At 69.8% G+C, this 451-nt stretch carries 1 protein-coding gene; it reads left to right on the top strand.

Annotation, left to right across the window (positions count from 1 at the left end):
- Nucleotides 1-415 (top strand): hypothetical protein (locus tag ADK54_RS47520; RefSeq protein ID WP_324610161.1); only part of this gene is annotated, 415 nt, incomplete at its 5' end.
- Nucleotides 416-451 lie beyond the last annotated feature (36 nt).

Raw genomic sequence — 451 nt, forward strand, 5'->3', positions numbered from 1 at the left:
CGGTTCCGTGTTGGTGAGGCCGCGTCTTGCGGCGCGGATTGCGAACCGGCGGGCGGCGAACTGGACGTTGGAGAACGCCCCTTGGGCACCCGCGAAAGCGGGTCGGTATGTCGCCGGCAAGCTGGCCGATTGGGGCTACCGGCTGGACGGTGAACGGGAAGAGAGCATCACCGCGGTGACGGTGCTCCTGACTCGGGCCGCTCTCACGGACGGCGGCCGACGCGTCAGCCTCCATCTGGCCGACCAGGACCACCAGGCCCTCATCCTCATCCTGTCCCACCAGGCCGGCCACGCGCCCGAGGGGGAGGACCTGTTGCGTGAGGTGACCGCGCTCGGCGTCGTCTCGTGCGGCACGGATACCGATCAGGAAGACGGCGGTCGCCGCCGTTGGGCGCTGACCGACCTCGGTGGGTGAGCCGGTGTCATTCTGGTGCCCGGTCTGGTGACACCG

This window comes from Streptomyces sp. WM6378, assembly GCF_001279695.1.
In the GTDB taxonomy this organism is placed as follows: Bacteria; Actinomycetota; Actinomycetes; order Streptomycetales; family Streptomycetaceae; genus Streptomyces.